The organism is Lysobacter firmicutimachus (assembly GCF_037027445.1).
In the GTDB taxonomy this organism is placed as follows: Bacteria; Pseudomonadota; Gammaproteobacteria; order Xanthomonadales; family Xanthomonadaceae; genus Lysobacter; species Lysobacter firmicutimachus.
The window spans coordinates 3,562,425-3,589,141 of sequence record NZ_JBANDL010000002.1 but is presented as its reverse complement, the minus strand read 5'-3'; the positions used below and the strand labels follow the sequence as shown (position 1 = coordinate 3,589,141).

The window sequence follows — 26,717 nt, the reverse complement described above, 5'->3', positions numbered from 1 at the left end:
ATCAGTACCCCCGAGAAGCCGAATCGAAAGAACCAGGAAATCCGCGTACCGCGCGTGCGCGTGATCGGCAGCGATGGCGAGATGATCGGCGTGCTCACGCGCGACGAAGCCCTGCGCATGGCCGAAGAGGAAGACCTGGATCTGGTCGAAATCCAGCCGAATGCCGATCCGCCGGTCTGCAAGATCATGGATTTCGGCAAATTCCGCTTCGAGCAGCAGAAAAAGGCCAACGAGGCCAAGAAGAAGCAGAAGCAGGTCGAGATCAAGGAGCTCAAGTTCCGTCCCGTCACCGACGAGGGCGACTACCAGATCAAGCTGCGCAACATGCGCCGCTTCCTGGAAGAGGGCGACAAGGTCAAGGTCAACATCCGTTTCCGCGGCCGCGAAATGAGCCACCAGGAGCTCGGTCGCGAGATGGCGGCGCGGATCGAGGCCGACCTGGGCGAGGACATCGTGGTCGAATCGCGTCCGCGCCTGGAAGGGCGGCAGATGGTCATGATGATCGCCCCGAAGAAGAAGCAGTAAGCGCCCGGCCCCGGTGCGGGGCGGGCCCGCGCGCCGCCGGGGCGACCCGGCGGGCGGCGCCAATCGACTGATTTCCTTCGAAATATTTGCAAGCCCGGCGCCCAGGCCGCATACTATGCGGCCCGGTTCGCCGGGTTTGTTGTATGCAAGTTCACGGACCTGTCGTAGATTCGTTTCAGATCAACGACTTACAAGCCGGCAAGGGCAGGACGGAAAGAGTGGCCGGGCGCGTCAGCGCCGCAAGCCACCGCCCAGGCCAGTGACATAAACCTCCGAAAGGACATCGCAATGCCCAAGATCAAGACCAATCGGGCGGCGGCCAAGCGCTTCCGGAAGACCGCTTCCGGCAAGTACAAGTGCGGCCACGCCAACAAGAGCCACATCCTCACCAAGAAGGCGACCAAGCGGAAGCGCAACCTGCGGCAGACGAACCATGTTCGCGCCGAGGACGCCGGCCGTCTGGACCGCATGCTTCCGTATTTGTGAGGAGACTGAAAAATGGCACGAGTTAAGCGTGGTGTTACGGCGCGTCGCCGTCACAAGAAAATCCTGAAGCAGGCCAAGGGCTACTACAACGCCCGCCGCAAGGTCTTCCGCGTCGCCAAGCAGGCGGTGACGAAGGCCCTGCAGTACGCCTACATCGGTCGTAAGCAGAAGAAGCGCAATTTCCGTTCGCTGTGGATCACCCGCATCAACGCGGCGGCCCGCATCAACGGCCTGAGCTACAGCCGTTTCATCAACGGCCTGCTGAAGGCCGGCATCACCCTCGACCGTAAGGTGCTGGCGGACATCGCCGTGCACGACGCGAAGGGTTTTGCGGCGCTGGCGGAAAAGGCGAAGAGCGCGCTCGCGGCTTAAGGCGGATCCCTCCGCAAGAGCCCGCACCTGCGCGTGCGGACTTTTCACGGGGAACCTAAGGCATGGGGAAGGGCGCAAGTCCTTCCCCATTGTCGTTTCTGGGCCCGGCGAACCGGGCGGTTCGAGGAGCGGGCGATGAAGGGATGCGCAGGACGCGGTCTGCGGACGCTGGCGTTGCTGGGGTGGGCGTGGGGTGCGATGGCGGCGTCGGCGCGGGAGACCGGTGCGGGCGAGACCGCGACACTGGAGCGCTACGCCGCGGTGATGCTCGCCAGGGGCCGCAACGAGCAGTGCAAGGTGCTGGACGAATCGCGCACCGGCCAGTTCGACGACGACGTCATGGCGATCACCAAGCAGTTGCAGAAGCGGGTTCCGGCCCAGCGACTGCTCGGCGTGGTGCTCAACGCGACGGTCGCGACCGAAGCTCCGGAATCGGCGGCGGGCTGCGACGAGGCGACCAGACGATCGGTCGAAGCGGGCAGCGAAGAGGCGAGGGCCTGGGCGGAACAGCTTCGCCGGGGCCGATCGCGAGGCAATTCAACGCAAGGCAAGTGAAAGGAAACCTGAGCACATGGCGCAGATCGAGCAACTGACGCAGCACGCGCTGGCCGACATCGCGGCGGCCGATTCTCCCGACGCCATCGAAGCGCTGCGCGTGGCCCTGCTCGGCAAGTCCGGCAGCGTCACCGCCCAGCTCAAGCAGCTCGGCGCGCTGCCGGCCGAGGAGCGCAAGGCCGCCGGCGAGGCGATCAACAAGGCCCGCGACGCGCTGACCGAAGCGCTGGCTCAGCGCAAGAGCGCCCTCGACGCTGCCGCGCTGGACGCGCGCCTGGCCGCCGAAACCATCGACGTGACCCTGCCCGGCATCGACGCGGAGCGCGGCGGCCTGCACCCGGTCAGCCGGACCATGGAACGCATGGCCGACATCTTCGGCCGGCTCGGCTTCGAACTGGCCGACGGCCCGGAGATCGAGGACGACTGGCACAACTTCGAAGCGCTGAACTTCCCCCCGCACCACCCGGCGCGGGCGATGCACGACACCTTCTACTTCGCGCCCGACGGCGCCGGCGTGGCGCGCCTGCTGCGCACCCACACCTCGGGCATGCAAGTGCGCTACATGCTGCAGAACAAGCCGCCGCTGCGCATGATCGCGCTGGGCAAGGTGTACCGCAGCGACAGCGACCAGACCCACACGCCGATGTTCCACCAGTGCGAAGGCCTGCTGATCGACGAGCATTCCAGCTTCGCCGACCTCAAGGGCACCCTGGCCGAATTCGTGCGCGCCTTCTTCGAGCGCGATTTCGAGATGCGCTTCCGCCCCAGCTACTTCCCCTTCACCGAACCCTCGGCCGAAGTCGACATCGCCTGGCAGCAGGCCGACGGCAGCACCCGCTGGCTGGAAGTGCTGGGCTGCGGCATGGTCCATCCGAACGTGCTGCGCAATGTCGGCATCGACCCGGAGCGTTACACCGGCTATGCCTTCGGCATGGGCGTGGAGCGCCTGACCATGCTGCGCTACGGCGTCGACGACCTGCGCAGCTTCTTCGAGAACGACGTGCGGTTCCTCAGGCAGTTCGCCTGAGGCGGGGAGTCGGGATTGGGGATTCGGGATTCGCACAGCGGATCCGTCCCTTTCCCGAGTCCTGCTCTGCAAATCCCGAATCCCGAATCCCAAATCCCGGCTCCCCATGAAATTCAGCGAAAACTGGCTGCGCCAGCACGTCCCGACCTCCGTTTCGCGCGAGCAGCTCGTCGCGACGCTGACAGCGATCGGGCTGGAAGTCGAAGAAGTCGTCGCGCTCGGCGAGTCCCTGCAGGGCGTGGTCGTGGCGCGTATCGTTTCCGCCGAGCGGCACCCCGAGGCCGACCGCCTGCAGATCTGCCAGGTCGAGACCGGGCAAGGCACGGTGCAGATCGTCTGCGGCGCGCCGAACGCGCGCGCCGGGCTGATCGCGCCGCTGGCCACGGTCGGCGCGCAGTTGCCGGGCGGAATCGCGATCAAGGCGGCCAAGCTGCGCGGGGTCGAGTCCTTCGGCATGTTGTGTTCGGCCAAGGAACTGGGCGTCGACCCGGATGCCTCCGGCCTGCTCGAACTGCCGGCCGACGCGCCGGTCGGCACGCCGCTGGCGCAGTACCTGGGCCTGCCGGACGCCAGCATCGAAATCAAGCTGACCCCTAACCGCGCCGACTGCTTCAGCGTGCGCGGCATCGCCTACGACGTCGCCGCCGCCACCGGCGCCAGCGTCGCGGCGTTGGACATCGCCGCGGTGCCGGCCGTCAGCGCCGAGACCCTGGCGGTCGAGCTCGATGCCGGCGCCGATGCGCCGCGCTACTGCGGCCGGGTCATCGAAGGCGTCGACGCGAGCGCGCCGACCCCGGTATGGATGGCCGAACGCCTGCGCCGCAGCGGCGTGCGTCCGGTCTCGCTGCTGGTCGACGTCACCCAGTACGTGATGCTCGAGATCGGTCAGCCCATGCACGCCTTCGACCGCGACACCTTGCAGGGCCCGGTCGGCGTGCGCCGTGCCCGCGCCGCCGAGGCGACCAAGTTGCTCAACGGCCAGGACGTGACGCTGGACGAACAGTTCCTGGCGATCGTCGACGGCCGCGGCGCCGCGCAGCGGGTGGTCGCGCTCGGCGGCATCATGGGCGGCTACGACACCCGCGTCACCGACGCCACCCGCAACGTGTTCCTCGAGGCCGCGCACTTCGCCCCGGCGGCGATCATCGGCCGCGGCCGCAAGCTCGGCCTGCACACCGACGCCGGCCATCGCTTCGAGCGCGGCGTCGATCCGGAACTGCCGCGCACCGCGGTCGAGTACGCGACCCGGCTGATCCTCGACATCGCCGGCGGCGTGCCCGGCCCGGTGGTCGAATCGGCCCTGCCGGACCACCTGCCGCAGCCGCATCCGGTCGCGCTGCGCCGCGCCCGCCTGGCGCGAGTGTTGGGGCTGACCGTCGCCGACGCCGAGGTCGAACGCATCCTCGGCGCGCTCGGCCTCAAGCTCGAGCGCAGCGAGGACGGCTGGCGGGTGACTCCGCCGAGCCGCCGCTTCGACATCGCGATCGAAGAGGGCCTGATCGAAGAGATCGCCCGCATCCACGGTTACGACAAGATCCCGACCACCTTGCCGGGCGGCGCCGCGCGCCTGATCGCGCCCAGCGAGGGCCGGGTCGACACGGTCACTGTGCGCCGCCAACTGGCCGCGCGCGACTGCCTGGAGGCGATCAACTACGCCTTCGTCGACGCCGCCTGGCTGAGCCTGTGGCAGGCCGAGGCCGGCGCGGTGCCGCTGGCCAACCCGCTCAGCGCCGAGCTCGGGGTGATGCGCACCTCGCTGCTGCCCGGCCTGGTCGCCGCGCTGGCGCGCAATGCCGCGCGCCAGCAGGGGCGGGTGCGGCTGTTCGAACTCGGCAACGTGTTCCATGCCGGCGACGCTGCGGCGGCGCCGGTCGAGACCCAGCGCGTCGCCGTCGCGGTCTGCGGCACCGCCAGCGCCGAGCAGTGGGCGGTGCCGGCGCGCGCGGTCGGTTTCCACGACCTGCGCGGCGACCTGGACAGCCTGGCTGCCTGCGCCGGCGCGAGCCTGGAGTACCGTCCGAGCCGGCCGGCCTGGGCCCACCCGGGCCGCTCGGCCGACGTGTGGCGGGTCGACGGCGGCCAAGAGCGCCGCCTGGGCTGGATCGGCCAGCTGCACCCGCGCCTGCAGCGTGCCCTGGACCTGGACCAGGACGTGATCGCGTTCGAGCTCGACCTGGCCCCGCTGAGCGAGCGCGCCCTGCCGCGCGCCGGCGGCCTGTCGCGCTTCCCCTCGGTGCGCCGCGACCGCGCGTTCATCGTCGCCGACAGCGTCTCCTGGGGCGCTGTTCAGGCGACCGTGCGGGCGGCCGCCGGCCCCAGCCTGCGGGAATTGGTCCTGTTCGACCGTTACCAGGGCAAGGGTGTGGAAACCGGATTCAAGAGTCTCGCTATGGGCTTGATTCTGCAGGATGAATCGCGCACCCTGACCGATCGGGAGGTCGATGCGGTGGTGGCCGAAGTCACTGCGGCGGTCGAGCGCGAACACGGCGCGAAGCTGCGCGCCTGAGCGATTGGATCGGCGTCCCGCCCCGGGCGTTGCGCAGAGGACACAATGGCACTTACCAAAGCGGAAATGGCGGAGCGGTTGTTCGACGAAGTCGGACTGAACAAGCGCGAGGCCAAGGAATTCGTCGACGCGTTCTTCGACGCGTTGCGCGAAGCGCTGGAGCAGGGCCGCCAGGTCAAACTGTCGGGCTTCGGCAATTTCGATCTGCGTCGCAAAAACCAGCGGCCGGGGCGCAACCCGAAGACCGGCGAAGAGATCCCGATTTCGGCGCGGACGGTGGTGACCTTCCGTCCGGGCCAGAAGCTGAAGGAACGCGTCGAAGCGTACAGCGGAGGGGAGCATGCTTGATCCGGGCAGCAATCGCGAACTGCCGCCGATTCCGGCGAAGCGCTACTTCACCATCGGCGAGGTCAGCGAGCTGTGCGACGTCAAGCCGCATGTACTGCGTTACTGGGAAACCGAATTCCCCACCCTCAACCCGGTCAAGCGTCGCGGCAACCGCCGCTACTACCAGCGCCACGAAGTGCTGATGGTGCGGCAGATTCGCGGCCTGCTGTACGAACAGGGCTACACCATCGGCGGCGCGCGCCTGCGCCTGGAAGGCGAGGCGGCCAAGGATGAGTCGGCGCTGAGCTCGCAGATCGTCAAGCAGGTGCGGATGGAGCTGGAAGAGGTGCTGCAGCTGCTGCGGCGCTGAAGCGCCGGGAATCGGGATTTGGGATTTGGGATTGGCAGAGCGGGGCCGTGGCGCTTCGACTCATCCCGAATCCCCAATCCCACCGCTTTACGGCTATACTTGCCGCCCCGCTCGCCACGAGCGGTACATCGCAACACACGTCGGGGCGTAGCGCAGCCTGGTAGCGCATCTGCCTGGGGGGCAGAGGGTCGTCGGTTCGAATCCGGCCGTCCCGACCATTCGATGTTGCGGAACACAGGGGCCATGCCAGTCGCTCGAAAATGAGCCGGCTCCGCGCAGGCGGGTCTGATCCTGAAGCGGCGGCGTCGCGCCCCGGAGCCTCGCCGTAATCTTTCCTGTCTTCTTCGTACGGCCTCGCGCGTGTATCGCCGGAGCCTGGGTGCCGCGTGGCGCCCCGGGGAAATCAGAGCGGCCCCCGCGCTCAAGCTCCGCACGATTCGCGCACGATCAGTTCGACCGGCAGGCGTTCGGAATGGGGCTTTTTGCCTTCATGGGCCAACAAGGCCTTCGCGACCAGCAATCGGCCCGCTTTGACCGGGTCCTGCCGGAGGGTGGTGAGCGAAGGGTGGGTATAGGCGGAAATTTCGATGTCGTCGTAGCCGACCACGGCGACGTCGTCCGGCACGCGCAGGCCGTGTTTGGCCAGTGAGCGCATGGCGCCGATGGCCAGCATGTCGCTGGCTGCGACGATCCCGTCCAGCGCAGTGCCGCGCTGGAGCAGGGTGTCGACGGCCTCGGCGGCGACATCGGGGCGCAGGCTGGAGCGCAGGTGCAGATCGGGAATCGGCTTGAGCGAAGCGCGCTCCAGGGCGGCCAGGTAGCCCTGGTGGCGTTGGCTCAGCTCCATGGTCTGCAGGCCGCCCAGGAAGGCGATGCGTCTTCTGCCCAGGCGCAACAGGTGCTCGGTGGCGCGCTGGCCGCCTCTGAGGTTGTCCGAGCCGACGCAGCAATAGGACTGATCCTCCAGTTCGGCGCCCCAGACCACGAACGGGAATCCGTCGCGCGCCAGCTGGTTCAGCATCGGGTGCAGTTGCTGCTGGCCAAGAACGATCATCACTTCCGAACCGTTGGACTCGAGCAGTTCGTTGAATGAGCGGGCATCGGCCGGCACGGAGTGACTGACCGAGAAGTCCAGGCCGCGTTCGCGCATCGCCTTGGCGATGCCGCCCAGCAGGCCGAGGCTGAAAGGATTGATCGGTTCGGTCGGCAGTTCGTTCGATGGCGCCATGACCACCTTGAGCGGGGCCGCGCCGGGGCGGGGCATCGCGCGCGACCGGCGTCGGCCCGGCGTGTTGTAGCGGGCGTTCTCGGCCAGGCCGAGGATCAACTGGCGGGTGTCGGCATTGACCCGCGCGCCGCCGTTCAGGGCCCGCGATACCGTGGAAATCGACACGCCCGCCTGCTTGGCGATGTCTTCGAGCCGAAGTTTCCTTTGCCGCTGCTTCGCGTCGTCTGGCTGGGTCAAGGCAGGGACCTCCGAAGCGAGGGCGCCGGTGCGGGGCGATGACGAGCGTTCGGCGGCGTTGCCCGCCACCGCCGGCCGATGCGTCCGAAATCCCAGGCGCAGGCGTCACCGGCCGGCCGAATGTGTGCGTTTCCCCTAGCCGCTTCGCCGTTGCCGAAGCGCCGGCACCGCCGGTTCGCGCAAGTTCGTTGTGCGGACGCAGCAATACCCGTCGGTACCTCCGGGCATCGAACAGGGCCCGCAGCCATCGCAGGCGAGGGCATCGTCCGCCACCGACGGGGCGACTGTCGTTGCGGGTCGGACGCTGCCGGGCGACAGCATCGGGCGGATGCGCAGTGCCCGCCGGGACCTGCGAGACGAGTGTTGCCTTGCTCCAAGCGATTGATCGGGCTGGGGAAGCGCTGATGCACGCCGAGGCTCCTGCAACGTCTGGTCGGGGGCGAAGTGCGAGGGAAGTCGGGTCGAGTCTGGACTGTTTCCGATGCAATTGCATGGAGTTTGCAGGGTGTGGCAGCCGTTGCAACAAATGTGACAACAGTTTGAGCAAATTATCATGCAAAAACACACTAATTTGCAGCAATTGCAAATCACAAATCAGCTGGCCTAGTGTCCGCCGCCGGGAGCGCTGCCCTGTCGGCAGCAGGAGGCAACACCGATGAGCGAGACACCGAAGCGTGCGCCACTGACGTCCGCCTGCCTGTTGGTCATCGCATTGATGAGCCAACGGGCCAACGCCCAAGCGCCGTCCGCCGGCTCCATCGCGCCGCCGGCGCCCGAGCCGGCTCCGACTCAGGAAGTGACCGATCTCGACCGGATCCAGGTAGTCGGCATCCGCGGCAGTCTGGAGCGCTCTTCGGACCGCAAGCGCGACGAAAAATCGATCACCGACACCATCAGCGCCGAGGACGTCGGCAAGTTTCCCGACGCCAACATCGCGGACGCGCTGCAGCGCGTGACCGGCGTGCAGATCGGGCGAACCACCGGCGGCGAAGGACGGTTTGTCTCGATTCGCGGTCTGAACAGCCAGTTCAATCTGACGACGTTCAACGGCCGCGTGCTCGCTACCGACAACGCCGGGCGGGATTTCAGCTTCGACGTGATGCCCGCGGAAGTCCTGAATCGGGTCACGGTGTACAAGTCGCCCACCGCATCGCAACCGGACGGCAGCATCGGCGGCCTGGTCGAATTGTCGACCTTCGATCCCTTGTCGCGGCCCGGCCGGCACTTCAGCGGCTCGGTCAGCGCCCTCCACGACGATGCTTCGTCGTCGACCACGCCGCGGCTGGGCTTCATCGGCAGCGATACCTTCCGGGACAACACCGTCGGCGTGTTCGGCGGGTTGTACTACTACAAGCGCAAGTGGCGTTCCGATACGTTCGAAAGCTTCGCGCGCAGCACCGAGACCACCGACGCCAACGGCGACGGCGTCCGCAGCGATCCGGCCGACGGTCGCGGCGCCTTCCCCGGCATCATCTCCTATCAGGTCAAGACCGGCGACCGCGAGCGGCTGAGCTGGGTGGGCGGATTGACCTGGCGGCCGAACGACCGCCTGAAGACCACGCTGGACGCGTTTTATTCGCGCTACGAGACGCCCGAGACCAACTACTCGTACAACGTCAACTTCTACAGCAACGACGGCTGGGGGCGCTTCGCCAACGCGACCCTGGCGCCGTGGAACGGCGGGGGCGTCAACCGCCACTTGATCACGTCCTTCGATCTGGACGATACGCCGCTCGAAATCGGTACCGACAGCAAAGAGCGCAGCGTCGATCTGTACCAGGTCGGCTGGAATACCCGGTTCCAAGCGACCGACAAGCTCGCGGCCACGTTCGACCTCGCCTATTCGGTCGCGGACCGGCCGAACTCAGGCAAGGACTACTTCACGGTCGCCGGGGTCAATGGCGGCCGTTATCGCTACCAGGCGGCCAGCCCGGTGCCGAGCGTCAGCTGCGTCTTGCCGGACGGCCGCAGCTGCCTGGACGTGAGCAACGACGAAATCGGCCTGCATTTCATGGAGCAGAAGGGCGAGTCGACTCGCGACGAAGCCATTTCGGCGCGCGCGGACTTCGACTACGTGACCTACCTGGGCGACGTCATGGCGACGCTGGAGGGCGGGTTGTTCTACGCCAATCGGGAAAAGGACAAGAAATTCTTCGCGTCCCCCAGCGGTTGCGGCTACTGCGGCTTCGGCGACACGCTGGGAGAGGCCGGCGTGCGCGCGACGACGGCCTTTCCCGACGGCGGATATCGCGCGGGCCTGGTCGGCGGCCGCAATCGCTGGCCGGCGCTGGACGCCGCGGCCCTGTTCCAGGCGGCGGTCAAGCTGCGCGGACAGGAATACTTCGATTCGACTATCGCCGCCAAGTTGCGCGAACGCGCTTCGTCGTTGATCGAGGAGGATCAGTACGGCGGCTATGTGCAGGCGAATTTCAGCGGCGACCGCTGGGACGGCAATGTCGGCCTGCGCTACGTCCGCACCGACATGACCTCCAAGGGGCACAGCCAGGAGCTGTTGGCCCTGGAACCGATTCCGAACAGCACCAACTACCGGCCGACCTTCTCCGACGTGCATCCGGTCAGCGTCGATCACAACTACGACGATTGGCTGCCGTCGGCCAATTTCACTTATCGATTCAACGACAACCTGCAACTGCGCGCGGCCGCGTCGCGGGCGATTACCCGGCCGACGTTCACCCAACTCGGCGTGGACGTGAACTACGAGATCAACAGCTATCCGCCCCGGGTCACCCGGAACGGCAACCCGGAGTTGGAGGCGATCCGTTCCGATGCGTTCGATCTGTCGCTGGAGTGGTATGGCGACGAGGGCGCGGCCGCGTCGGTGGCCCTGTTCCACAAGCGGATCGACGGCTTCGTCACCATGGGGCTGTTCCCGGAAACGATCCTGGGCCAGACTTTCCAGGTGACCGCGCCGCTGAACGGAGATACCGCCCAGTTGACCGGGCTGGAGGCGGCCTACCAGTACATGCACTCCAGCGGTTTCGGCGGTCAGATCAATTACACCTATGTGGACAGCACCGCCGACGTCACCGTCAACGGCGTGCGCAAGACCACGACGCTGGACGGCGTGTCCAGGAATACGCTCAACCTGCAGGCGATCTACGAAAAAGGGCCGATCGCCGCGCGCCTGTCCTATTCGTATCGGGACAAGTACGTTTCCTGCGCGGTCTGCGGCCCCGTCAACACGCCGGCCACCACGGCCGCTTCGGGATTCCTGGACCTCAGCGCAAGCTACGCCTTCAACGACAAGGTCACCGGCTTCTTGCAGGTCTACAACTTGACCGAGGAAGTGCAGCATACCTACGCCTTGGACGAACGTTTCACCACCTTCTACGAACCGTTCGCCCGCCGTTTCGAACTCGGGGTTCGGGTGAGCTTCTGATCGATTCACGGAGCCGACATCAGATGAAATTCCTGTCTTGCAAGTGCGTGCATGGCCGAACGGCGGGGAACTCGCTGTTTTTGTTGCTGTTCGCGATGGCGGTGCAACCGGCGAGCGCGCGCGCGGAAGCGGCGGCGAAGATCGAATCGCCCGACGGCAGCCTGCAGGTGAGCGTGACGGTCGACGAGGATCGGCTGCACTACCGCGTCGATCGCCGCGGAAAACCGATCCTGGACGAATCGCGTTTGGGCATGCTGCTGGGCAGCGGTCGCCTGGAGCGGAACCTGGCGCTGGTGTCGAAGAGCACCCGCCGGCACGACGATACCTGGGAGCAGCCGTGGGGCGAACGACAGTTCGTCCGCGACCGGTACAACGAGCTGAGGCTGACGATCGGCGAGACGATCGGAGCGAAGCGCCGGTTCGACGTGGTGTTCCGGGTATATGAGGACGGACTCGGGTTCCGCTACGAGTTTCCGGAATCCGCACAGGCGCCGGTCGTGATCGATGAAGAGCTCACCGAGTTCAATCTCGCCGCCGATGCGACGGCCTGGTGGATACCGGCCGGAGAATGGAATCGCGAGGAGTACCTCTACCATCGCACGCCCATCGAGCAGGTCGGCTTCGCGCAAACGCCGATCACCATGAAACTGGCCGACGGTACCCATGTCTCGATTCACGAGGCAGCCCTGGTCGACTATTCGGGCATGAATCTGGTTCGCGTCGATGGGCGAAAATTGCGCAGCGCGCTGACGCCGGGCTCGGGCCAGGCCGGAAAGGTCGTGCGGCAAGCTCCGTTCCATACGCCGTGGCGGACGCTGCAAGTGGCCGACGACGCCGGCGGCCTGGTCGATTCCAGCCTGATCCTCAATCTCAACGAGCCCAACCGGATCGGCGATGTGTCGTGGTTCAAGCCGATGAAGTACGCAGGCGTCTGGTGGGAAATGCACCTGGACACCAAGACCTGGGGCTCGGGTCCTCGCCACGGAGCGAACAACGAGAACGTGATGCGCCATATCGATTTCGCGGCGCGCAACGGCTTCGGTGGCGTGCTGGTGGAGGGGTGGAACGTCGGCTGGGACGGGCATTGGTTCGGCGACGGAGGCGAGTTCGATTTCACCCGTTCCTATCCCGACTTCGATCTGGACAAGCTGGCCGGCTATGCCCAGGCCAAGGGAGTGCAGTTGATCGGCCATCACGAAACGGCCGGCAACGCAGCGCGTTACGAATCCCAGTTGGACGCGGCGATGGACCTGTATCGACGCGTGGGGGTGCATGCGGTCAAGACCGGCTACGTCGCGGATGCGGGAGGCGCCAGGGTGCGCGGCGACGACGGTCGGGTTCGTTTCGCCTGGCACGAAAGCCAGGCGATGGCGCGCCACCATCTGAAGGTGGTGGCCGCGGCGGCCGAGCGCGGCATCGCCATCAATGCACATGAGCCGATCAAGAGCACCGGCCTGCGGCGCACCTATCCGAACTGGATATCCAACGAAGGCGCGCGCGGCATGGAATACAACGCCTGGGGACGTCCGCCCAATCCACCCGAGCACGAGGCCAATCTGGTGTTTACCCGTCTGCTGGCCGGGCCGATGGACTTCACGCCGGGTATCTTGAGCCTGACCGGCGCCAAAGGCAGGCCGATCCAAAGCACCCTGGCCAAGCAGCTTGCCTTGTATGTGGTGATCTACAGTCCGATTCAGATGGTGCCCGACCTGCCGGAGAACTACGAGCGCTATCCGGAAGCGTTCCAGTTCATCAAGGATGTGGCGGTGGATTGGTCCGACAGCAAGGTGATCAACGGCGAGGTCGGCGATTACGTCACCGTCGTCCGCAAGGCGCGCGGCGGCGAGGACTGGTTCCTCGGCAGCGTTTCCGACGAGCACGCGCGCAATCTGGCCGTGCCATTGGGCTTTCTCGACCCGGACCGGACCTATCGCGCGGAAATCTACCGCGACGGCGAGGGCGCCGACTGGCAGGGCGATCGCTTCGCCTTCGCCCGCGATACCCGCGAGGTGCGGCGCGGCGACGTGTTGACGCTGCGGCTCGCGCCGGGCGGCGGGCAGGCGATCCGCTTCGTCCCGGTCGGGCGCCGATGACGTCGGCGAGCCTGCTTTTGGCGGATATCGGCGGCACGAATGCGCGATTCGCCTTGTCCGCCCCGGAGTCGGTGCAGGCCTATCGGGACGACAGCGTGCGCGAGTACGCCGTGGCCGACTTTCCCTCGCTGGAGCATGCGGCCCGGCATTTTCTCGCGCAGGCGGGCGCGCACGCCGGCGCGGGCGTGTTCGCCGTGGCGGGGCGGGTGGATCGGGATGAAGCGCGGATCACCAATCACCCCTGGGTGATCTCGGCGGAACGGGCCCGCGCCGCGCTGGGGCTCGAACGCCTGGAACTGATCAACGACTTCACCGCGCAGGCGATGGCGATCCGGCTGTACGGCGCGGAGGATGTCAGCGCGATCGGTGCGGCGGGGTGGAGCGCCGTCCATTCGCGTCAGAGCGGGGACTACGCCGTCATCGGGCCGGGCACGGGCCTGGGCGTCGGCGGTCTGAGCATGCGCGACGGACAATGCCGCGCCTTGCAGAGCGAGGGCGGTCACGCAGGATTCGCCCCGTGCAATGCCGAGGAAGCGCGCATTCTCGAACAGTTGTCGGTCGAATTCGGCCGGGTGTCGAACGAGCGCCTGTTGTCGGGGCCGGGACTGGTCAATATCCATCGTGCGTTGAGTCGGATGGAGCGGGCAGATCCGGAACCGTTGCGACCGTCCGACATCACGGCGATGGCGGCGGACGGCGACCCCCGCTGCCGACGGGCGATCGAGGTGTTCTGTGCGGTTTTCGGTGCGGTCGCCGGCGACCTGGTGCTGACCTTGGGAGCCTGGGACGGCGTCTTCCTCGCCGGGGGCTTGGTGCCGAGATTGCTGCCGGCCTTCCGCGGCTCCGGCTTTCGGCAGCGCTTCGAGCACAAGGGGCGGTTTTCCGCGGCAATGGCGAACGTGCCCGTCCTGGCGGTCATGCATCCGCACGCCGGTCTGCTCGGCGCCGCGAGCTATGCGCGCCATGAGGCGTAGCCGGAGGCCGCGGCCGCGACGATGCAGGGATCGGCGCCAGCGGGGGAGCGGCTTACGTTTTGTCGGTTCGGCGCGATAATCGATCGCGTCGCGATTGGCCGACGCTGTCCGGTTAGAGGGACGCCATGCCTGTGGCTTATCTCCGCAGTCTCACCGGGCGCGCGCGCCACCCCGGTGCCGACCGTCAACTGGCGGGTTATCTGGCCTTCGTTGCCGGTGCGGTGAATGCGGGAGGATTTTTGGCCGTCCAGCAATACACCTCGCACATGACCGGGATCGTGTCGGGCATGGCCGATAATCTCGCCTTGGGCCGGTTGGCGTTGGTGGCGAGCGGCTTGGCCGCGGTGCTGGCCTTTCTCGCCGGGGCCGCCTGCTCGGCGATGTTGATCCACTGGGGACGCCGACGCGGCCTGCATAGCGAGTACGCCTTGCCGTTGATGGGCGAGGCGGGGCTGTTGCTGGCCTTCGGCGTGGCCGGCAGCCGCTTGCACGCCACGCAATGGGTGTTCGTTTCGGCGACCGCGACCCTGCTGTGTTTCGTGATGGGGCTGCAGAACGCGATGATCACCAAGCTATCGCGCGCGGAAATCCGCACCACCCACGTCACCGGTCTCATCACCGATCTGGGCATCGAGTTGGGCAAATCCGCCTACTGGAACCGGCGCGAAGCGACGCCGCCGGTGCGCGCCGACCGGCGCCGCTTGTGGCTGCTGGCGCGGTTGGTCGGATTGTTCTTCGCAGGCGGCGTGCTGGGTGCGCTGGGCTTCGCCCACCTCGGGTTCGCCGCGACCGTGCCGCTGGCGGCGCTGCTGTGTCTGCTGGCGTTGGTGCCGGTGCTGGACGACCTGCGCACGCGTTTCTGAGCCGGCGAGCCGGCGAGCCGGGGCCGGGTCCCGGGGCCGGGTCCCGGGTCGCGCGCCGAGTCCGGCACGGCCTTCGGCCTCCCATCGCTGCCCATCGGCGCGCCGTAGAGCCGCGCCGAGCGGTGGCTCGTGCTTGAGAAAGGGCGGGTGCCGACCGCATCCAGGGTCGCAGGGCCGGCACTTGCCAAATATTGAACGTCGTACAAATATATTCGAAGTTCAATATTTGGCCGATCCATGAACGCCTCTCTCCCAGCGCCCGATCCGGGCCGACGCGAACGCAAGCGCCAGCAGACCCTCGACCACCTGGCCGCCACTGCGTTCGGCCTGTTCGAACGCGAGGGCTATGAGGCGGTGACGATGGAGCAGATCGCCGTCGCGGCCGACGTGGCCAAGGGCACGCTCTACAACCATTTCCCGGTCAAGGAGGCGCTGCTGGCGCATCAGTTCCATGGCGAACTGGCGCAGGCCATGGAGGGGCTGGCGGCGAGCCTGGCCGAGCCGGACGACTTCGCCCGCCGGCTGGCGCGCTGGCTGCAGGCTTCGGTGCCTTGGTACGAGCGCCGCCGGGCGTATCTGTCGCCGTACCTGCGTTACCGCTTCCTGGCCGTCGAGGCCGCCTCGCGGCGGCGCGATGGCGAAGAGCGCAGCGGTCTGGAGCGGTTGTTCCGCGCCCTGATCCTGGCAGGACAGGCGAGCGGCGAGTTGCGCCGCGACCTGCCCGCCGAGCATTTCGCCGACCTGCTCCAGCACTTGTACCTCGGCGCGCTGATGCGCTGGCTGGCGGCGCCGGCCGACGGCGCGGCGCCACCCGCCTTGCAGGACGAATTCGGCGCGATCGTCGAGCTGTTCGTGGATGGCGCGGCGCAGCCTGTGCAGACGCGCGCATGAACGCGCCTGCCGCCGTGCTGGACTGGAGCGAGGCGGCCGCGGCCGGAGCGGCCGTGGCCGGCGGCAAGGGCTGGCAGCTCGGGCGCATGGCCCGGCTGGGCATCGCGGTGCCCTCCGGCTTCGTGATCGCCGCCGCGGCCAGCCGCGATCGTGCGTCGGGCGATCCCGTCGATGCGGCGTTGCGCGCGCGGCTGGCCGAGGAACTGGCCCGGCGCGGCTGGCTCGAGCGCGCGCTGGCGGTGCGCTCCTCGGCGCCCCAGGAGGATTCGACGCAGGCTTCGTTTGCCGGTATCCACCGATCCTGCCTCAACGTGCTTGGCCTGGACGCGTTGGCGCGGGCCGTGGCCGAGGTCTGGGATTCGGCTCGCACGCCGGCCGCGCGCGCTTACCGCGAGCGTTTCGGCCTCGACGGCGAAGACACGGCGATGGCGGTGGTGGTCATGCCGCTGCTGCCGGCGCTGGCCTCGGGCGTGGTCTTCACCCGCGACCCGCGTTCGGGGCGCGAGGACCGCGTTGCGGTCAACGCGCATTGGGGCCTGGGCGAGGCCCTGGTCGGCGGCCAGGCCGACGTCGACGAGTACCTGCTGCACTACGATCGCATCGAGCAACGTGTCTCGCCGCTGCAGCGGCGGATCGGCGCCAAGCGCCACTACACCCGCGCCCGCGCCGAAGGCGGCACCGAACTGGCCGACACGCCCGCCGAGCAGGGCGCGCAGGCGGTGCTGACGCCCGAGCAATCGCAACAGGTCGCGTCCCTGGCCATGGACGCGGCGCGCGCGCTCGACTTCGCCCGGCCGCACTACGATGTGGAGTGGGTCTGGGACGGCGCGCGGGTGTGGATCGTACAGGCGCGGCCGATCACCGCCGGCGCGCGCCACACCTATCCCGCGTTGCGCACGCAAGCGGCGCTGTGGACTCGCGGCAACACCCGCGAAATCCTGCCCGAGCCGCTGTCGGCGATGGACTGGTCGATCTATGCCGTGGCCGCCGACCGCATGCTCACCGCCGGCTACGAACTCGGCGGTTACCCCGTGCTGGATGGCGTGCCGCATGCGGGGCTGCATCACGGGCGGGTCTATCTGGAGGCCTCGCTGATCCAGTGGGAAGGCTACGACGCTTACGGCATCGCGCCGGCGGCGATCAACGCCTTGATCGGCGGCCGCCTGCCCGAGATCGCCGTGCCGGCGCCGGGCTGGCGCGACCGTCTGCGCCGGGGCGCTCGCCTGTTGAGATATCTGCGCCGTTCCGCGGCGCGCCGCCGCCGCGCCGGGCGCGATGTCGCCGCCGCGCTGGCCTGCGCGAAACGGTGGCGCGAGCAAGACCTGAGCCAGGGCGATCGCGCCTTGGCCCAGCGTCTGCGCGAGCACACCGAGCAGGTGCGCCGGGCCGACGAATTGTTCTTCCTGCAGGGCTCGGCCGGCGGCAGCCTCGCTGGTCTGGTCGACTTGATCGAGAAGTACTGCCCGGGCGAAGGGCAGGCCTTGGCGGCGGCCTTGCTGGCCGGCGGCGAGCCGAGCACGACCGCGCGCCAGGGCTACGAGTTGATGGCGCTGGCGGCGACCGCCGCGGCCGAGCCGACCGTGCTGGCCTGGCTGCGCAACGGCAGGCGGGACGATGCGGCCTGGCGCGAAGCCTTGCCGCAGGACAGCGCGTTCCGCAGCGAATTCGCGGCGTTTCTCGATCGCTACGGCCATCGCGCGGTCGCCGAGAGTTATCTGCGTCGTGCGCGTTGGCGTGAGCAGCCGCGGTATCTGTTCGAACAGATCCTGGCCCTGCTCGGCAGCGATGCCGAAGCGCTGCGCCGGCGCCAGCGCGAGGCCGGCGCGTCGGCGCGGCAACGCCTGCGCGGGCGCTTGCCGGCCTGGCAACGGCCGGCGCTGAACTATCTTTTGCGTAGCGCCGCGCGCGACAGCAACCAGCGCGAGGCCGCGCGCAGCGCGTTGATGGCGTATTTCGAAGCGTTGCGCCGGTTGGCGCTGAAGTTGGGCGAGCGCGCCTGCGAGCGCGGCGCGCTGGAGCGGGCCGAGGACGCGTTCGAACTCGACGCCGAGGAATGGTGCGCGCTCGCCGATGGCCGGCTCGCACCGGCGCACGCGCGGATGCGGGCGCTGAGCCGGCGCGAGCTGCGTGGGCGGCAGGCGCGGCAGGCCGAACTCGAGCTGGTGGTCGAACACGGCAGCGCGCCTGTGTTGTCGCCCGAGCCGGTGTGCGTTGCGGCGGGCGAGGGCGATTGGAGCGGAACGCCGATCGGCGCCGGCCGCGCGCGCGGCCGCGCGCGGATCGTGCGCGACCCGCGCGAAGGCGCGGCGCTGGCGGCGGGCGAGATCCTGGTGGCGCCGAGCACCGACCCGGCGTGGACGCCGCTGTTCCTGCGCGCGGCGGCGTTGGTCATGGAGACCGGCGGCTATCTTTCGCACGGCGCGATCGTCGCGCGCGAATTCGGCATTCCGGCGGTGGCCAACCTGCCCGGCGTGTTGGCGGGCCTGGTCGACGGCGAGGAAATCGAGGTCGACGGCGACCGTGGCCTGGTGCGTCGGCTGCGCGCCTGAGCGCGCAGCCGCTCACGCGTGGGCGTCGTCGTTCAAGGGTCCTCGACCGTGTAGCCCTGGGCGCGCAGCTTGTCGAGCAGGCCGCCGCTTTCCAGCAGATCCGACACCGGCAGGGTGGCGAAGGTGCTGCGGTTCTCGGCCAGCGAATCCAATGCGCGTTCCAGCCAGGTCGCGGCGACGCGTTCGCGCAGGTCGGCGAAGCCCAGGCGATGGGCGACGCCGGTCGCGGCCAGTGCTTCCATGCAGGTGCGGTACTGGTCGCCCTGCGGCAGGCTGCGCAACGCGGCGATGTCGCCGATCGCCCAGGCGTTGCCGCGCGCGCGCATCGATTCCAGGTCGCCCTCGATCCGGCTCAGGGTCTTGGCGAAACACTCGCGATCGTCCAGCGCGCTGGCGCCGAATTCCTTCAGCGCCGCCTTGGGGTCGGCGATCTTGAGCGCGACCCGTGCCTCCAGCACCGGCACGCCGTGGCGCTTGGCGGCCTGGTCGACCACCGGCTTGACCACGCCCTTCAGGCTCATGCCCGAGCGCTCGATCGCCGCTTCGTAGAGTTCCTGCGCGGCGAAGATCGGCCGCCACTTCTCCACCCCGCCGTCGCGGCCGATGTAGCGCGCCTTCAGCGCCGACCAGCGTGCGTACAGGTCGGCCGGGACGACGTCCTGCAGGGTCTTGCCGTCGGGATTCTTGCGCGCCTTCAGCGCGGTCGGAATCAACATCATCGTGCGCAGCATGCCCAGGTCGGTATCGAAATTGACCGAGGGCGGAGCGATCACCGCCTGCGACTCGGCGATCGCCGCCTCGACGTCGCGCGACAGCCAGGTCATGTTCTTGGGCAACGGGCTGACCGTGCCGAGGATCCACAGCACGTGGCCGCCGCGCACCACTTTCCACATGCCGGGCCCGGGCTGTTCGCCGGTGACGACCAGGGTGTCCAGGTCGCGGATTGTGTCGGCCGCCGGCGCGGCCGTCTGCGCCGGGACGACGCTCGGGGCCAGGGCCAACAGCAGCAGGGCGAACAGGGAACGGCGCATGCGAAGCGCTCCGGGGGATGAGGGACGCGGCGAAAGCGGATCGTAGCCGGTCGCGGGCGCGACCGGTGTGGCGATCTGTAACCGGACCGGGCCGGCAAGATCGACTGCGTCCAGGAACGTACATCCGGGTCTCGCCGCCGCTGCTGCGGTTTGCAAATGAGAACTATTGCCAATTAGACTGAAGCCTCGCCCGCTCCGCATCGCCCAAACGTCACCCCGCCGCGATCGCCGTTATGGGCGCGGGTGGACGCCCTGCCCAGCGCCATGACCGACACCCTAGCCAATCCGGCCCCGCCGCGCGCGCGCAAGCCGCGCCCGGCCTTGTCCTGGCGCTACCGCGGCGCGGTCGCGGCGCGCGCTTTCGCGGCGATCGTCATCGGCTATTTTTTCGCTTACGCCAGCACCGCCTTGCTCAGCGTGGCCCTGCCGTTTCCGCGCGTCGACCGGGTGGTCGCGGCCAGCCTGCTGAGTTTCTTCGTCTGGTGCGGCGTGGCGATGTACGCCTTCGCCGCGCGCAGCGCCTGGCGCGCCTGCTGGGCGCCGGCGCTGGCGACGGCCGTGCTGTTGTGGGCGGCCAAGCTGTGCGGCGCCGCGGCCCTGTTCCCCGGCTCCGCCGTGCCGCCCACGTGAGGCCACCGAGATGAAAAACAGCTTCTCCCAGGCCATGGCCTGGCTGCACACCTGGGCCGGACTGCTGATCGGCTGGCTGTTGTTCGTGATCTTCGTCGGCGGCACCATCGCCTGTTTCGACAAGGAACTGACCTACTGGATGCAGCCTTCGCTGCACGGCCAGGAGCGCGCGCCGACCGCGCCGGCGCCCAGCCTGCAGGGCGCGGTCGAGCGATTGCAGAAGATCGCCAAGCCGCATCCGCACGCCTACTACGTGACCTTGCCCGGCGAGCGCAGCAAGACTCTGGACGCCGGCGTGTACTACGACGCCGGCGATCCGGACCTGATCAGCCTGGATCCGGTCACCGGCAAGAAGGTGCCGGAAACCGCCGGCGGCGAATTCTTCTTCACCTTGCACTTCAACCTGCATTCACCGACCTGGGGCATGTACATCGTCGGCCTGGCGGGCATGTTCATGCTGATCGCGATCCTGACCGGCATCGTGATCCATAAGCGCATCTTCAAGGATTTCTTCACCTTCCGGCCCCGGGCCGGCGGCCAGCGCGCCTGGCTCGACGGGCACAACCTCACCGGCGTGCTCGGCCTGCCGTTCCACCTGATGATCGCCTACACCGGCGTGGCGATCTTCGTCGCCAATTACATGCCGGCCGGGCTGTTCGCCGCCTACGAAGGCAACGCCGAGACGTTCTACGCCGAAGCCGCCGACAGCTACGAGCGCGCGGAAACCGGCAAGCCGCTGACGGCGATCTACCCGATCGACCGCCTGGTCGACGACGCGCGCCGGCGCCTGGGCCAGCCGCTCACCTGGGTCAGCGTGCATCATCCCGACGACACCAGCGCGACCATCTCCTTCGGCGGCGACCACAGCCGCGACGTGGCCTGGAATTTCGACCAGGTGTTCTACGACGCCAACGACGGCAAGCTGCTGCACGAGACCGGCGCCTTCGGGCCCGGCTACAAGACCTACACCTTCCTCGGCGGCATGCACATGGCGCAATGGGGCGGCAGTGCGTTGCGCTGGCTGTACTTCGTCATGGGCCTCGCCGGTTGCGTGATGATCGCCAGCGGCATGCAGGTCTGGGTCGGCAAGCGGGCGAAGAAGATCGCCGAGGCCGGTCGCTTGTCGGGCTATGGTCTGGTGCAGGCGTTGAACCTCGGCGTGGTCGGCGGCATGCCCTTGGCCAGCGCGGCGATGGTGATCGCCAACCGGATGATTCCGGCCGATGCGCTGGCGCGTTCGAAGGCCGAGATCAGCGTGTTCTGCGCGGTGTGGATCGCGGCGACGCTGTACGCGGCGATTCCGGCGGTGCACAAGCGCGGCTGGACGCAATTCTTCGCGCTCAACGCGGTCGCGTTCGCGCTGATTCCGCTGGTCAACTTCGCCACCGCGCCGCGCAGTCACCTGCTGGCGACGATCGGCCGCGGCGAATGGACGCTGGCGGCGGTCGACCTGACCGCGGTGGCGCTGGCGGCCGGGTTCGCGTTGCTGGCGCGCCACGGTCTGCTCAAGGCGCGCCGTCCGGCGCAGGCGGCGTCGCGGCGCGAACGCGTCGCCGAGCCGGCGTTGGCGGATCGCTGAGGAGCGCGCGCATGCTGTGGCTGGGATTGAGTCTGGGCGTGGCCGCGTGGTGCCTGCTGAGCCGGGGGCTGGAAAAACACCATCGTCAGGTATCGAGCGCGGCGTTCGTGCCCGCGCGTGCCCGCGTCCTGCGCGCGTCGGGTTGGGCGCTGCTGGCGCTGATGTTCGCCGTGCTGGTCTACGAGCGCGGCTGGGCGCAGGGGCCGATCTTCTGGTTCGCTGCGATGATCGTGTCGGCGCTGGCGTGGACGTTGCTGATGACGATGGCGCCGAAGGCGAGCGCGAAGATCGCGGTGGCCGCGCTGTTGAGCGCGTTCGCGGCCATGCCGTTCTGGGCCGGGTGAGCGGGGCGGCGTTGTAGCCGCAGTGCCGCGGTCGCGGTTCGCGCCGTTCCCGCCCAGGAGAAACGTTGCGGCCGAAGCTTCCGCCGCAGCGATACTGGCAATAACCGAGCGCTGCCTGCGCTCCCGAAACGAAAACGCCCGGCGCGAGCCGGGCGTTTTGCATCGAAGCCGGCGCGGGACTCAGCCCGCCGCCGACTGCGCCGGCACCGCGGCCAGCAGCGGCCAACGCTTGAGCACGCTGGCGCGGATCGAGCTCGCGTCGAGGCCGGCCTCGGCGAGCAACTGTTCGCGGCTGGCGTGATGCTGGAACTCGTCCGGCAGGCCCAGGTGCAGCACCGGCAGGACCAGGCCTTCGGCGGACAGCAACTCGGCCACGCCGCTGCCGGCGCCGCCGGCCACGACGTTGTCTTCCAGGGTGACGAAGCCGTCGTGAGTCTTGGCCAGTTCCAGAATCAGTTCGCGGTCCAGCGGCTTGACGAAACGCATGTTGACCACGGTCAGGCCGAGTTCGGCGCCGACCTGTTCGGCTGCCGGCACGATCGCGCCGAAGGCGAGCAGGGCGATGCGCGCGCCCTGGCGGCGCAGTTCGGCCTTGCCGATCGGCAGCACGTCCAGGTTCGGCTGGATCGCCGCGCCGGGGCCGGTGCCGCGCGGATAACGCACCGCGGCCGGGCCCTCGTAGCGATGGCCGGTGCTGAGCATCTTGCGGCACTCGTCCTCGTCGGCCGGCGCCATCACCACCATGTTCGGCACGCAACGCAGGTAGGACAGGTCCAGGTTGCCGGCGTGGGTGGCGCCGTCGGGGCCGACCACGCCGCCGCGGTCGATCGCGAACAGCACGTCGAGATTCTGGATCGCGACGTCGTGCACCAGTTGGTCGTAGCCGCGCTGCAGGAAGGTCGAGTAGATCGCGACCACCGGCTTGGCGCCTTCGCAGGCCATGCCCGCGGCCAGGGTCACCGCGTGCTGCTCGGCGATGGCGACGTCGAAGTAGCGCTGCGGGTACTCCTTGCTGAAACGCACCAGGCCCGAGCCTTCGCGCATCGCCGGGGTGATCCCGAGCAGACGCTCGTCGGCGGCGGCCATGTCGCACAGCCACTCGCTGAAAACATCGGTATAGGTCGGCTTCTTGGCGCCGGCCTTGGCGACCAGGCCCTTCTCCGGGTCGAACGGTCCGACCGCGTGGTAGCCGATCTGGTCGTCTTCGGCCAGTTCGTAGCCTTTGCCCTTGGTGGTGATGATGTGCAGCAGCTGCGGGCCCTTGAGGCCCTTCAGCGTTTTCATCGCATGCAGCAGCGCGGGCAGGTCGTGGCCGTCGATCGGGCCGGTGTAGTGGAAGCCGACTTCCTCGAAGAAGGTCGAGGGCACGAACATGCCCTTCCAATGCTCTTCCCAGCGGCGCACGAACTTCGCCGCCGGCTTGCGCTTGTCGCCGAGCAGCTTCTTGCCGCCCTCGCGGATCGCGTTGAGCGTACGGCTGCTGGTCAGGCGGCCGAGCATCTTGGTCACGCCGCCGACGTTCTCGGAGATCGACATCTGGTTGTCGTTGAGGATCACCAGAACGTTGGGCTCCGGGTCCAGGCCGCCGGCATGCGCCAGCGCTTCGAACGCCATGCCGGCGGTCATCGCGCCGTCGCCGATCACCGCCACCACCTTGCGCTCGTCGCCGAGGCGGTCGAGCGCGATCGCCATGCCCAGCGCAGCCGAGATCGAGGTCGAGCTGTGGCCGACGCCGAAGGTGTCGTACTCGGATTCGTCGCGCTTGGGGAACGGCGCGACGCCGTCCTTCTGCTTGACCGTGTGGATGCTGTCGCGGCGGCCGGTGAGGATCTTGTGCGGATAACTTTGGTGACCCACGTCCCAGACCAGTCGGTCGCGCGGCGTTTCGTACAGCCAGTGCAGGGCGACGGTGAGTTCGATCACGCCCAGACCGGCGCCGAAATGGCCGCCGACCAGGGCGACCTGCTCGATCAGGTAGGCACGCAGTTCCTGCGCGATGGCCGGCAATTCCTCTTCGGGAAAGCGGCGCAGGTCGGCGGGAACCTGGATGCGGGAAAGACGCGGGTAGCGCTGCGAATCGATCATCACGACCATCTGGCGTTCAGCTAGTCGGTCATTGTCCCGCCCCCGTGTGAGGCGAGCAAGAAGCGTGACTCCCCGCATTCAGGCGGGATCGCCCGAATACGTGCGTATACGCCGCGTTTTGCGTTGCCGATCGCGGCGAACGGAACTGCGACCCCGTGCCGCAGCGGTTCAGCGGCCGCGCAGGCGGCCGAACAGGCCGCCGGACTTGGCGCCTTCGGCCGGCGCCGGATCGCCTTCGGCCTCGGCGAAACCGGTGGCCAGGTTGGCGTTGATGAAATCGGCCACTTCGGCTTCGCTGACGCCGCTGGCTTCGGCGATCTCGGCCAGGTGCGCCGGCGCCTTCATCATCACCGTGGCGATGCGGAAGTGCTTGGGGTACTCGCGTTCGGTCTGCGGCCACTTGGTCATGCGATAGCGGCGCTGCGGATCGTAGCCGGGCGCGAGGCGGCCGCGGCCGGCAAGCAGGTTGCCGAACCAGACCAGGCGCGACAGCGGCATCGCCGCGCCGGCCTGGGTCGCGGCCGCCTGCCATTGCGCGGCGGGCACGGTCTCGAAATCGGTTGCGGCGAAGCCGCGTTCGAACAGCTCGACGAGCGGCTTGAGCGCCGCCGGACCGTGATACTTGCGTTCGTCGGCGTCGATCAACAGCGCTTGGCCGCCGCGGTTCAGGCGCACCAGGCCGCGCAGGCGGCCCGGCATCAGCCAATCGAGCAGGCCGTCGCCGCTGGCGGTGATGCTGGGCACCGCGGAGGGAACCGCCGGCGGAACCACGGGCGCGGCCGCGATCGGCGCCGGCGCGGCATCGGCCGCCGGTGCGGTGGGCGCGGAAGCCGCGGCAGCGACCGGCTCCGCGGGCGCCGGGACGACCGTTGTCGGTGCAGCGCTCGCCGCTGCGGTCGGCGCGGACGCCGCCGGTGCTTGCGCGGCGCGGATCTGGGCGCGGTCGGCTTCGAGCAGTTCGACCACCGCCTCGGGCAGGGCGGCGGTGGGATCGGTGCGCGGCTGATGCGGAATGTCGACCGGGGCGGGCGTCGGGGCGGCCACGGGCAGGGACTGGCCGCTCTGCACGGCGATCTCGCCGAGCAGCAGCCGTACCGAATCGGTGTTCACCGGATGGGAGAGCAGAAAGTCGGCCTGGGTGCGCTGTGCGGCGGTCAGCGCGATCACCGACTTGCCCGAGGCATGCAGGCGCAGCCAGCTCATCGGCCCGTACATGCTGTCCATGTCGACCACGACGAAATCGGCCTGCTGCTCGGGCACCAGCGACCAGTGCCCGCCCAGTTGGGCGTTGGCGACCTTGAACGCGGTCTGCAACGCAGACTCCGTCGCCGGGTCCATTCCGGTCAGGCCGAGGGTCAAAGGCATGGTCGTTTCCGCATCAGAATCAAGCGAGAAGTGTTGCGGACTGCACGAGTCACCGTCAACGCGACGTGATGCGTCGATAAGGCGCCTTTTTGGGCAGAAAGACGGGGTTTCCAGCGCGATACTGCGAACTTCGTCACGAAGATCGGGGTGTGGCGTTCGCCCTGGCTCGCGACGCCGACGGCGAAAGCGGGTACACGCGCACGAGCCGGGGGCAAAAGGGGTTGCGGCATCGGGCCCCGGGGCGTGCCGCGACCGTCGGGCCAGGGGGCTGCGGTGCGGGGGCTCCGATCGCGGCGTCGCAAGCGCGGCGTCGAACGGGCGGACGGCGGAGCGGCCCGAACCTTTCGTCCGTCCCCCACGCCGGCCTGCCACTGCAGGACGGGGCCGGACCGCGACGCGCGTTCGCCCCGCGTTCGCGTGCGTCGCTGTCCGCTGTCCGCGGACCGGGCGACGGATGCTGGGCGTTCGTCTTCGCGCCGCTGCGAGGCCACGTCCGCGCCTGCTATCGGGCGCGCGCGGCGCCGGTCGCGCCGATGCTTCAGTTCGCCAGGTGCGAACGCTTGGGCAACTGGTTTTTCAGGAACGCCATCTGGTCGGCGAGGATGTTGCGGTTCGACAGGATCAGATGCTCGACCCAGCTCGGCCGGTACGGCACCGCCAGCAGCGGCATGCCGGCCTGTTGCGGCGTGCGGTTGCCCTTGCGCGAGTTGCAGCCGAAGCACGCGGCGACCACGTTCTCCCAAAGGTCGCGGCCGCCCTTGGACACCGGCACGACGTGATCGCGGGTCAGGTGCGGTCGATGGAAATCCTGGCCGCAGTACATGCACAGATGGCCGTCGCGGGCGAACAGGGCGGCGTTGGTCAGCGCCGGCGTCGGATCCAGCGCGCCGGGACGGGCGTGGCCGCGCGCGGCGACGATCGGATGCAGGGCCAGCACGCTGCGCTCGCCGGTCAGGCGGTTGATGCCGCCGTGCACTTCCAGGCAGGGATCGCCGAGGGTCCAGGCGACGGCGCCGCGGGCGTAGAGGCAACTGGCGGTCTGCCAGTTCATCCAGTCCAGCACCCGGCCGTGCGCGTCGAGCGACAGCAATCGCACCGAGCTCAGACGTTCGAGGGCGTTGCGTGGGACGGCGCGGGGGCCGGGCCACGGCGAGTATTGGTCGGCGACACCGGAGGCATCCGGCTCACGCTGCAGCATGTCAGCGTGGGTTCCGGTTCGGACCAGGCGGATCTTCGCTCTATCGGTCTCCATCGGGAAACCAGCTTATACCCGTTTGATG

20 protein-coding genes, 1 tRNA gene and 2 pseudogenes are annotated in these 26,717 nt (G+C 68.5%); 18 read left to right on the top strand and 5 right to left on the bottom strand.

The genetic code is table 11. From position 1 onward, the window contains the following. The 9 genes from infC to V2J18_RS15570 all read left to right on the top strand — a co-directional run bounded on the left by infC (nucleotide 1) and on the right by V2J18_RS15570 (nucleotide 6,386). Nucleotides 1–525 carry a translation initiation factor IF-3 gene (gene infC, locus V2J18_RS15610; RefSeq protein WP_075575150.1) on the top strand — a complete coding sequence of 175 codons (525 nt, stop codon included), beginning with the start codon at nucleotides 1–3 and terminating at the stop codon, nucleotides 523–525. 288 nt (nucleotides 526–813) lie between these two features. Next, nucleotides 814–1,011, top strand: coding sequence for a 50S ribosomal protein L35 (gene rpmI / locus V2J18_RS15605; RefSeq protein ID WP_027083463.1), 198 nt, complete (start codon nucleotides 814–816; stop codon nucleotides 1,009–1,011). Nucleotides 1,012–1,023: 12 nt separating this feature from the next. Beyond that, complete coding sequence (rplT, locus tag V2J18_RS15600) at nucleotides 1,024–1,383, top strand: 50S ribosomal protein L20 (protein ID WP_064748377.1); 360 nt, start codon at nucleotides 1,024–1,026, stop codon at nucleotides 1,381–1,383. A gap of 135 nt (nucleotides 1,384–1,518) precedes the next feature. Next, entirely contained in the window at nucleotides 1,519–1,938 is a 420-nt protein-coding gene (locus V2J18_RS15595) for a hypothetical protein (protein ID WP_141233497.1), read from the top strand. A gap of 16 nt (nucleotides 1,939–1,954) precedes the next feature. After that, the gene (gene pheS, locus V2J18_RS15590) at nucleotides 1,955–2,965 is read left to right on the top strand and encodes a phenylalanine--tRNA ligase subunit alpha (RefSeq protein ID WP_064748379.1); all 1,011 of its coding nucleotides are present in this window, start codon (nucleotides 1,955–1,957) and stop codon (nucleotides 2,963–2,965) included. Between the two features lie 106 nt (nucleotides 2,966–3,071). Continuing rightward, nucleotides 3,072–5,471, top strand: coding sequence for a phenylalanine--tRNA ligase subunit beta (gene pheT, locus V2J18_RS15585; protein ID WP_336132246.1), 2,400 nt, complete (start codon nucleotides 3,072–3,074; stop codon nucleotides 5,469–5,471). Between the two features lie 45 nt (nucleotides 5,472–5,516). Beyond that, a complete protein-coding gene (locus V2J18_RS15580) occupies nucleotides 5,517–5,819 on the top strand; it encodes an integration host factor subunit alpha (RefSeq protein ID WP_031370383.1) in 303 nt (100 codons plus the stop codon). Beyond that, nucleotides 5,812–6,168, top strand: a complete 357-nt coding sequence (locus V2J18_RS15575) for a MerR family transcriptional regulator (protein ID WP_057948383.1) — start codon at nucleotides 5,812–5,814, stop codon at nucleotides 6,166–6,168. Before V2J18_RS15580 ends, V2J18_RS15575 begins: the two co-directional genes overlap by 8 nt. Nucleotides 6,169–6,309: 141 nt before the next feature. Continuing rightward, a tRNA-Pro gene (locus tag V2J18_RS15570) sits at nucleotides 6,310–6,386 on the top strand. Between the two features lie 203 nt (nucleotides 6,387–6,589). Here the strand turns inward: V2J18_RS15570 and V2J18_RS15565 are convergent. Further along, the gene (locus V2J18_RS15565; protein WP_064748381.1) at nucleotides 6,590–7,702 is read right to left on the bottom strand and encodes a LacI family DNA-binding transcriptional regulator; all 1,113 of its coding nucleotides are present in this window, start codon (nucleotides 7,700–7,702) and stop codon (nucleotides 6,590–6,592) included. Between the two features lie 586 nt (nucleotides 7,703–8,288). Here V2J18_RS15565 and V2J18_RS15560 point away from each other — a divergent pair. The 6 genes and pseudogenes from V2J18_RS15560 (at nucleotide 8,289) to V2J18_RS15535 (ending at nucleotide 18,403) form a co-directional block, all read left to right on the top strand. Continuing rightward, nucleotides 8,289–11,033, top strand: a complete 2,745-nt coding sequence (locus V2J18_RS15560; RefSeq protein WP_336132243.1) for a TonB-dependent receptor — start codon at nucleotides 8,289–8,291, stop codon at nucleotides 11,031–11,033. Between the two features lie 23 nt (nucleotides 11,034–11,056). Further along, nucleotides 11,057–13,126: a glycoside hydrolase family 97 protein gene (locus V2J18_RS15555; protein ID WP_425606033.1), complete on the top strand. Its 2,070-nt coding sequence runs from the start codon at nucleotides 11,057–11,059 to the stop codon at nucleotides 13,124–13,126. Beyond that, the gene (glk, locus tag V2J18_RS15550; RefSeq protein WP_336132241.1) at nucleotides 13,123–14,100 is read left to right on the top strand and encodes a glucokinase; all 978 of its coding nucleotides are present in this window, start codon (nucleotides 13,123–13,125) and stop codon (nucleotides 14,098–14,100) included. The genes V2J18_RS15555 and glk overlap by 4 nt, the downstream gene beginning before the upstream one ends. Nucleotides 14,101–14,225: 125 nt before the next feature. Beyond that, nucleotides 14,226–14,957 (top strand): annotated as a pseudogene (locus V2J18_RS15545) (YoaK family protein); the annotation flags it as partial. A 243-nt stretch (nucleotides 14,958–15,200) separates the two neighbouring features. Further along, nucleotides 15,201–15,854, top strand: coding sequence for a TetR/AcrR family transcriptional regulator (locus V2J18_RS15540; protein ID WP_064748386.1), 654 nt, complete (start codon nucleotides 15,201–15,203; stop codon nucleotides 15,852–15,854). Further along, nucleotides 15,851–18,403: a PEP/pyruvate-binding domain-containing protein gene (locus tag V2J18_RS15535; protein ID WP_336132239.1), complete on the top strand. Its 2,553-nt coding sequence runs from the start codon at nucleotides 15,851–15,853 to the stop codon at nucleotides 18,401–18,403. Before V2J18_RS15540 ends, V2J18_RS15535 begins: the two co-directional genes overlap by 4 nt. A gap of 32 nt (nucleotides 18,404–18,435) precedes the next feature. On the opposite strand, the gene V2J18_RS15530 is transcribed toward V2J18_RS15535, so the two are convergent. Further along, nucleotides 18,436–19,434, bottom strand: coding sequence for a TraB/GumN family protein (locus tag V2J18_RS15530; RefSeq protein ID WP_064748388.1), 999 nt, complete (start codon nucleotides 19,432–19,434; stop codon nucleotides 18,436–18,438). 264 nt (nucleotides 19,435–19,698) lie between these two features. Here V2J18_RS15530 and V2J18_RS15525 point away from each other — a divergent pair, with 264 nt between their 5' ends. The 3 genes from V2J18_RS15525 to V2J18_RS15515 are packed head-to-tail and all read left to right on the top strand — an operon-like array spanning nucleotide 19,699 to nucleotide 21,987. Next, entirely contained in the window at nucleotides 19,699–20,064 is a 366-nt protein-coding gene (locus tag V2J18_RS15525; RefSeq protein WP_222423764.1) for a hypothetical protein, read from the top strand. A 10-nt stretch (nucleotides 20,065–20,074) separates the two neighbouring features. After that, the gene (locus V2J18_RS15520) at nucleotides 20,075–21,643 is read left to right on the top strand and encodes a PepSY-associated TM helix domain-containing protein (RefSeq protein ID WP_336132236.1); all 1,569 of its coding nucleotides are present in this window, start codon (nucleotides 20,075–20,077) and stop codon (nucleotides 21,641–21,643) included. Between the two features lie 11 nt (nucleotides 21,644–21,654). Beyond that, nucleotides 21,655–21,987 carry a DUF3325 domain-containing protein gene (locus V2J18_RS15515; protein WP_064748390.1) on the top strand — a complete coding sequence of 111 codons (333 nt, stop codon included), beginning with the start codon at nucleotides 21,655–21,657 and terminating at the stop codon, nucleotides 21,985–21,987. A 180-nt stretch (nucleotides 21,988–22,167) separates the two neighbouring features. On the opposite strand, the gene dxs is transcribed toward V2J18_RS15515, so the two are convergent. From dxs to V2J18_RS15500, 3 genes and pseudogenes are all read right to left on the bottom strand, one after another. Beyond that, the gene (dxs, locus tag V2J18_RS15510; protein ID WP_336132234.1) at nucleotides 22,168–24,072 is read right to left on the bottom strand and encodes a 1-deoxy-D-xylulose-5-phosphate synthase; all 1,905 of its coding nucleotides are present in this window, start codon (nucleotides 24,070–24,072) and stop codon (nucleotides 22,168–22,170) included. 168 nt (nucleotides 24,073–24,240) lie between these two features. Next, on the bottom strand, nucleotides 24,241–25,437 hold the full coding sequence (locus V2J18_RS15505) for a hypothetical protein (RefSeq protein WP_336132233.1): 1,197 nt from the start codon (nucleotides 25,435–25,437) through the stop codon (nucleotides 24,241–24,243). 538 nt (nucleotides 25,438–25,975) lie between these two features. Beyond that, nucleotides 25,976–26,536: pseudogene (locus V2J18_RS15500) on the bottom strand (HNH endonuclease); the annotation flags it as partial. Nucleotides 26,537–26,717: the final 181 nt, after the last annotated feature.